Source organism: Arthrobacter sp. Y3225116, assembly GCF_059091245.1.
On record NZ_JBNHGL010000155.1, the window covers coordinates 1 to 7,017 of the forward strand.

General features: G+C 68.4%; 5 protein-coding genes. All 5 read right to left on the reverse strand.

Annotated features, from left to right (window positions below; all coding sequences use genetic code 11):
- Nucleotides 1-671 (reverse strand): pyrroline-5-carboxylate reductase family protein (locus AC5RV2_RS12875; RefSeq protein WP_494092652.1); only part of this gene is annotated, 671 nt, incomplete at its 3' end.
- A gap of 312 nt (nucleotides 672-983) precedes the next feature.
- On the reverse strand, nucleotides 984-2,000 hold the full coding sequence (locus AC5RV2_RS12880) for a Ppx/GppA phosphatase family protein (RefSeq protein WP_494092653.1): 1,017 nt from the start codon (nucleotides 1,998-2,000) through the stop codon (nucleotides 984-986).
- Between the two features lie 88 nt (nucleotides 2,001-2,088).
- Nucleotides 2,089-4,809 (reverse strand): type I DNA topoisomerase, encoded by a 2,721-nt coding sequence (gene topA, locus AC5RV2_RS12885; protein WP_494092654.1) that lies wholly within the window; start codon nucleotides 4,807-4,809, stop codon nucleotides 2,089-2,091.
- Nucleotides 4,810-4,987: 178 nt separating this feature from the next.
- The gene (locus AC5RV2_RS12890) at nucleotides 4,988-5,641 is read right to left on the reverse strand and encodes an ArsR/SmtB family transcription factor (RefSeq protein WP_494092655.1); all 654 of its coding nucleotides are present in this window, start codon (nucleotides 5,639-5,641) and stop codon (nucleotides 4,988-4,990) included.
- A gap of 82 nt (nucleotides 5,642-5,723) precedes the next feature.
- Nucleotides 5,724-7,017: methyltransferase (locus AC5RV2_RS12895; protein ID WP_494092656.1), on the reverse strand; the 1,294-nt coding region annotated here is incomplete at its 5' end.

Below are 7,017 nucleotides of genomic sequence, written 5' to 3' on the forward strand. Positions count from 1 at the left end.
GCCACGGTCTCGCGGGCCAGCGTCATCGACAGCTCCGGCTCCAGGCCCAGCTCCACGCCGGCGGCGGCCATCGCCTCGGCCAGGTAGAAGGCATAGGCGGGGCCGGAACCGCTGACCGCGGACACCGCGTCCAACTGGTGTTCCGGAACCACGACGACGGTGCCTGCGCCGGCGAATACCTCGCGGGCGGCCTGCAGCTGGGCATCGGTCACGTGGCTGCCGGCGGAGAGGCCTACGGCCCCCCGGCGCACCTTGAGCGGCGTGTTGGGCATGCTGCGCACCAGCGGCTGGCCATCCGGCAGGGCGGCTTCCATGGCGGCAACGGTGACTGCCGCGGCCACGGACACCACCACGGTCGCCGCGTCCAAGGCCGGCGCAATGGTCCGGCACAGGTCCGCGATGCCGGCCGGCTTCACGCCCAGCACGGCTACGTCGGCGCCCTGCACCGCATGGGTGTTGGCCGCCGGGTCGTCTTGTTCCGCCAGCACCGTCAGGCCGGGATAACGTCCGCGCAGTTCCGCGGCGCGTTCGCTGCGGCGCACCGTCGCGGTCATATTTTCCGCCGGTGTTCCGGAGGCCAGCAGCCCGGCCAGGATGGCCTCGTTCATGGACCCACAGCCCAGGAAAGCGATGCGGCGTGCGGTTGGCGTTCCCGTGGCGTCAGCAGTCATGTCTGCCATTGAATCATGGGGCCGTCCTCCGGCGCGTGCCGCCGTCCGGTGCCCCGCGCACACCTGCGGGGAAGGACTCACAGGTCCCGTTCAGGTGTTTAACGGCGTTGTCCCAAGGTCTGCGTCTAGTGTCATAAGCACCTCATCAAGGTGCGAGTGATGATGGACCGGACCTGCTGGTTCCGGTCCAGGCGCCGGCGAACAGCGGTTGACTCCCCCAACCGACCGCAACGTTCGCCGGCGTCGCCATTTAAGCCCTCCATCGCACAGCCCCACCGCGTGACGTTTCCGCGGCTGTTGGGCCGGGGTTTGCTAGCTGCCCACCTTCTCGACGGCGGGGGCCGGCTCCAGCGCCTGCCGCACCAGCATGGTGCCCACGGGGCTGACCGGGGCGTCACTGTCGTAGAGCAGGTGATCGAAGCGTTTGAGAATCAGCCCCTCCCGCAGCGCCCACGGGCAGATCTGCAGCGTCTCGGTCTCGAACATTTCCATCGCCGCCTCGGCAACCATCGCACCCGCGAGCAATTGCGGCGCCCGCACCATCGAGACACCCGGCAGGTTGACACGGTCGCTGACCGGCATCGCGGCCAGGCGGCGCGTCCACAGGGACAGGTCCGTGCGGTGCAGTTCCCGCCGCACGTAAGGGCCAGCGGCCGAGGGTGCGGCTCCGGCAATCCGTGCCAGCGAGCGGAAGGTCTTGGAGGTTCCGACCACCATGTCCGGCCGGCCGTGGGCAGAAATTTCTTTGACCGCTGGAGCCAGCGTCTCGCGGATATACCCGTGCAGGTCCCTGATGCTCTTCACGCTCGGGGGGTCCTCGGGCAGCCACTCCCGGTTCAGCCGGCCCGCTCCCAGCGGCACCGAGACGGCGTGTTCGGGCAATTCGTCATGACCGATGGCCATCTCGAAGGAGCCTCCGCCGATGTCCAGGTCGAGGATGGTGCCCGACCCCCAGCCGTACCAGCGGCGGACGGCCACCAGGGTCATGCCGGCCTCCTCCGGGCCGGTCAGCTCCTGCAGCGTGACATCGGCTTCCGCCTTGACCCGGTCCAGCACAGCCCTGCCGTTGGTCGCTTCGCGGATGGCGGAGGTGCAGAAGGCCAGCATGTCTTCGGCCCCGTGCAGCCCGGCGAACCGCCAGGCCTCTCGGATAAAGCCGATGAGTTCCTGCTGGCCCTCTTCGCTGATGCTGCCCGCGGCATCCAGGTACGCCACCAGCGACAGCGGCCGCTTGTGCGAGGCGAAAGGCACCGGCCGGGCACCCGGGCGGGCATCCACCAACAACAAATGCACCGTGTTGGAACCGATGTCGAGAACACCCAGACGCATGTTCATATTATGCAGGCCTGCGGCACGGGCACCGCAAACGGGCACCGCGTCCGGCCCCGACCGCCGCGGGCGGCGGCCGGGGCGTCCGCTACTTCTTGGCGGCGGCCTTGCGCCGTACCGGCTTCTTCGCCGCCGGTTTCGCCGGTCCCTTCGCGCGCTTCTCCGCCAGCAGTTCGATGGCCTGCTCGCGTGTCAGCTCTTCGATGCTGGTGGCGCGCGGCACCGTGATGTTCGTGACGCCGTCAGTGATGTAGGGGCCGAACCTGCCGTCCTTGACCACGATGTTCTTCTCCGACACCGGGTCCACGCCGAACTCGGCCAGCGGTGCGGCGGCGGTGCGGCCGCCGCGGGTCTTCGGCTGCGCGTAGATCTCCAGCGCCTGTTCCAGCGTGATGGTGAAGATTTCCTCTTCGGAGCCGATCGACCGCGAGTCGCTGCCCTTCTTCAGGTACGGGCCGAAGCGTCCGTTCTGCACGGTGATTTCGGTGCCCTCGGCATCGGTGCCAAGCACTCGCGGCAGGCTCAACAGCTTCAGCGCGTCCTCGAGGGTGACGGTGTCCACGCTCATCGACTTGAACAGGGAACCGGTGCGAGGCCTGACCTTGGCGGGCTTTTTCGGCGGCTTGGGCTTGCCGTTCTTGTAGTACTCCACCGGCTGCGCGGCCAGTTCCTCGGCCGTCGGCTCGTGGATCACTTCGGTGACGTAGGCGCCGTAACGGCCTTCCTTGGCCACGATCGTCCGGCCGGTCTCCGGATCCTTGCCAAGCTCGCGCTCGCCCGGCCCCTGGGTTTCCATCAGCTCGAGGGCTTTCTCCGGGGTCAGCTCGTCCGGAGCCAGGTCGTCGGGGACGTTGGCCCGTTCCGGCTCCTCGCCGTCGCCCTCGCCGTTGCGTTCCAGGTAGGGGCCGAACTTGCCCACCCGCAGGGTGATGCCCTCGGCAATCTCGATCGAATTGATCCGGCGCGGGTCGATTTCGCCCAGGTCGTTCACCACGGTGTTCAGGCCGGTTTCCTTGCGGTCCCCGTAGTAGAAGCCGGAGAGCCACTCGGTCCGGCTGGCCTCGCCGCGGGCAATGCGGTCCAGGCCCTCTTCGAGTTCCGCCGTGAAGTCATAGTCGACGTAGTCGCTGAAGTACTCCTCCAAGAGCCGCACCACGGAGAACGCGATCCAGCTTGGCACCAGGGCGGAGCCGCGGGTGCGGACGTAGCCGCGGTCCATGATGGTGGAGATGGTGGCGGCGTAGGTGGACGGACGGCCGATGCCGCGGTCTTCCAGCGTCTTGATCAGCGATGCTTCGGTGTAGCGCGGCGGTGCCGATGTCTCGTGCCCGACGGCGTCGACCGCCTGTGCGTCCAGCGCGTCACCCTTGGCGAGGTTCGGCAGGCGCCCGCCGGTGGCATCGTCCTCGTCCTCGCGTCCGGCGTCCTTGCCCTCCTCGTAGGCGGCCAGGAAACCGGGGAACGTGATGACGGTGCCGGATGCGGTGAACTCCGCGTCCCGCCCGTCCCCGGCCGTGGCGCCGAGCCGCACGGTCGACGTCGATCCCTTGGCGTCGGCCATCTGCGAGGCCACCGTGCGTTTCCAGACCAGCTCGTACAGCCGGTACTCGTCGCTGGAAAGCTGGCTGCGGACCTGGCCGGGCGTGCGGAACGAATCACCGGCGGGCCGGATGGCTTCGTGGGCTTCCTGGGCGTTCTTGTCCTTGCCCTTGTAGACGCGGCGGGCATCCGGGACATACTCGGGCCCGTACAGCTCTGAGGCCTGGCGCCGCGCGGCGTTGACGGCCTGGTCGCTCAGCGCCGGCGAGTCGGTGCGCATATAGGTGATGTAGCCGTTTTCGTACAGCTTCTGCGCCACCTGCATGGTCGAGCGGGCGGAGAACCGGAGCTTGCGGGCCGCCTCCTGCTGCAGGGTGGAGGTGGTGAACGGCGCCGCCGGCCGGCGGGTGTAGGGCTTGTTCTCTACCGCGCGGACGGAGAAGCTGGCGCTGCGCAGGGAGTCTGCCAGCGCGGTGGCGGCCGCCTCGTCCAGATGGACGGCGGAGCGGGCCTTGAGTTGGCCCAGATCGTTGAAGTCCTTGCCGACGGCGACCCGGCTGCCGTCCACCGAAACCAGCTTCGCCTTGAACACTCCGCCCTTGGCCGCGTCCTCCGGCGCCACGGTTGCCACCAGGTCCCAGTAGGAGGCCGCCCGGAACGCCATCCGCTCGCGCTCACGCTCGACGACCAGCCGGGTAGCCACGGACTGTACGCGTCCGGCGGACAGCCCTGCCTTGACCTTGCGCCAGAGCACCGGCGAGAGTTCGTAGCCGAAGAGCCGGTCCACGATGCGGCGGGTCTCCTGGGCGTCGACCAGGTCGGTGTCCACCTCGCGGACCTCGGTCAGGGCGCGCTGCAGGGCTTCGCGGGTAATCTCGCTGAACGTCATGCGGTGCACGGGCACCTTGGGCTGCAGCACCTGCAGCAGATGCCATGCGATGGCTTCGCCCTCGCGGTCACCGTCAGTTGCCAGATAAAGTTCGTCGGCGTCCTTGAGCATCGACTTGAGCTCGGAGACCTTTTTCTTCTTGTCCGGAGACACCACGTAATACGGCTCGAAATCGTTCTCGATGTCCACCGCAAACTTTCCTACCGACGTCTTTTTCAGCTCGGCCGGCAGGTCGGAGGGCTGGGGCAGGTCACGGATGTGCCCCATGGAAGCCGTGACCTCAAAGCCCTCGCCAAGGTACCCGGCGATGGTTTTGCCCTTGGCCGGGGACTCGACGATGACGAGTTTCTTGCCGGTTTTTTCGCGGGCCTTGGCTGGCACTGTGCTCCTACGTAAAGAAAGGGTGTTGATGCGCTTGTAAATACGTCCCCCAACCCGGCGGGGTGGAGGACCGTCAGCACTAGGTTAGCCGCAACAGTACCGCGAAACAGAAAACGCCAGCGCGTGCAGCCGGCCGCCTCCGGGGCCGCGGACCGTCGCCGATGCCCGCCGCAGGGCCCTAATCGTTGTCGATGTCGCCGGGCAGGAAGGAGAAAACATAGTAAAGCTTTTCCGCCCCTTCGCCCCGGTTTTCGGGATTGGTGGTCGGGCTGAATTCCAGCAGGATCTCGCCGATCCGCCGGCCGAGGTCCTTCCGCTGTTCCTCGGTCAGGTAGAACCGTCCCGTACTGAGCGCCGCCAGGTGCCCTTCCTGCCGCCAGGTGTCCGGGTTCGGCAATTGCTTGTCCCGTTTGACGTACTTGGACAGGCGTTCGCGCAGGTCGTTCAGTTCCACATCCACCACGCCCATGGTGGCGGCACGGCTGTCCGCCACGCTGGTCACGTCCAGGCGTCCGGCGGCGGCCTGCCAGTGCCGTTCGCGGCCGTCGCCCTGGTTCACGCACCGTTTGACGAATCCCCACTTTTCCAGCGCCCGGAGGTGGTAGCTCATGGCGCTGGGCGTCAGTCCGTGCCGCTGCGCCAATTCCGTGGCGGTGGCCGGCTGCTGCGTATCAAAGAGCTCTTCGATGACCTTCAACCGCACGTTATGGGCCAGGGCACGGATGGCGCGGGCGTCGGAGATATTGACCCTGTCTCCGGCTGCCGGTTCGGCCGGAGTGGCCGCCGCTGCCTTGACCGCCCGGCCGGTCGTGGTGGTTGAAGCCTTAGTCATGATCAGTAAGTGTAATGCCGGTCACGGCTGCCGGGCGGGGTTGCGGGCCAATCCCGGACTGCAATCCGGCAACGATTCCCTTTTATCCGCCGGCAGGCACCAGGAAGCCGTCTGCCACCAAGTTCCGCACTTCGGCGGACAACTGCGGGGCGAAGTCCGGCTCCTCGCGGCCCAACAGCGCCGCCAGCGCACCGATGATCTGGTCCACGCCCAGTTCGCCGTCGCAGGCGGAAACGAACCCGGCCAACTCGGTGCTCATCAGGTTGGTCCGGCGCAGCCCCGCGCCCTGGCGCAGCAAGATGACGCCGGGGTGTTCGGCACCGGGCCGCTGGTGCCGCTCCTCGGTCACGTCCTCGGCCACCCGCAGGTGCTGGCTGCCAAAGTCCGCGGCGTGCTCGGCCAGCCAATCGGCCCGCTCGACCGCAGCGGCCAGGTGCGGGCCGATGGGCTGCTCGATCGGATAGGTGATCTCCTCGAACCGCCGCAGCAACCCTGCGCCTGCAGCGGCCGCCGTGGTTTCCGGCAGGCAGCGGCGCAGCCATACGAGCCCGAAGCCGAGGGCCTCCACGTCCCGGGACGCGAAATCGTCCAGGTAGGCGGCGTACGCGGATTCGAACAGCTCCGGGTCGCGGTTCACCGAGGCGTCCCGCAGCCACGTCTGCGCATACTGCGCCGGGCTGAGCTGCTCCCGCTGGATGACCCAGGCGTCGGTGTCCGGCGCCAGCCACTGCTCCAACCGGGCGTGCCAGCTGCCCGCGCCCGCCGTAATTTCCCAGTTGCCCAGCATCTGCGCGACGCCGCCGTCGGCCAGCACCGAGGGCAGGGAGCGGAAGAGGGAGGCCACGATGTCGTCGCCGGGCAGTCCGCCGTCGCGGTAGGTGAATTGCTCCTCGGCGCGTTCGGCAGGGCGGCGCGGTGTGATCACGAACGGCGGGTTGGACACCACCAGGTTGAACCGTTCCCCCGCCACCGGTTCCAACAGGCTGCCCAGGCGCAGGCTGACCCGCTCCGCCAGGTTGTCCGGGTCCAGCCCGAGGGCGCCGGCGTTGAGCGCGAGGTTGAACCGGGTGAAGGCCAGCGCCCGCTCCGAGATGTCCGTCGCGGTGGCGTGGCGGGTGTGGCCCAGCAGGTGGAAGAGCTGGATCCCGCACCCGGTGCCCAGGTCCAGGGCACGTTCCACCTCGGAGCGGACGGTCAGCTGGGCCAGCGTCAGCGAGGCCTGGCCGATGCCCAGGACGTGATCGTGCCGGAGGACGCCGGGCCGCTGGTGCGCACCGAGGTCGCTGGCCACCCACAGCTCGGTCTCGCCGAAGGCGTACGGGCGGAGGTCAACGGCGGCCCGCCACTCACCGCCGTCGCGCTCGGCCAGCCGGAGG

What these genes read in the sequence shown, in the direction of transcription:
- AC5RV2_RS12880 (WP_494092653.1), bottom strand. Translation starts at nt 2,000, where the DNA reads ATGCGTCTGGGTGTTCTCGACATCGGTTCCAACACGGTGCATTTGTTG.
- AC5RV2_RS12890 (WP_494092655.1), bottom strand. Translation starts at nt 5,641, where the DNA reads ATGACTAAGGCTTCAACCACCACGACCGGCCGGGCGGTCAAGGCAGCG.